This window comes from Sulfitobacter sp. 15WGC, assembly GCF_005068605.1.
Classification (GTDB): domain Bacteria; phylum Pseudomonadota; class Alphaproteobacteria; order Rhodobacterales; family Rhodobacteraceae; genus Sulfitobacter; species Sulfitobacter faviae.
The window spans coordinates 1-250 of record NZ_SZNL01000217.1; the positions used below are offsets into that span (position 1 = coordinate 1).

General features: G+C 61.2%; 1 pseudogene. It reads right to left on the reverse strand.

From position 1 onward, the window contains the following. Positions 1 to 159 precede the first annotated feature (159 nt). Positions 160 to 250 (reverse strand): annotated as a pseudogene (locus FCK22_RS18630) (amino acid ABC transporter ATP-binding protein); the annotation flags it as partial.

Here is a 250-nt window from a genome sequence, read left to right on the forward strand (position 1 = left end):
GACGACGGTGTTGGATTTCGCGGTTGAAAGCTGGGCCGAGGTGGCCCCCGGCAGCGGCCTGCTGCACGCCTTCACCGTCCCCAAACAACTGGTTTAAAACGCAAGCGCCCCGACCGAATGGCCGGGGCGTAGGTTTTACCTTGGTCCGATTTGCCCGGTTCAGTGCCCGAGAATCTGGCTCAGGAACAGCTGCGTGCGCGGGCTTTGCGGGTTGTTGAAGAAAGCCTCCGGCTCGTTCTGCTCAACAATC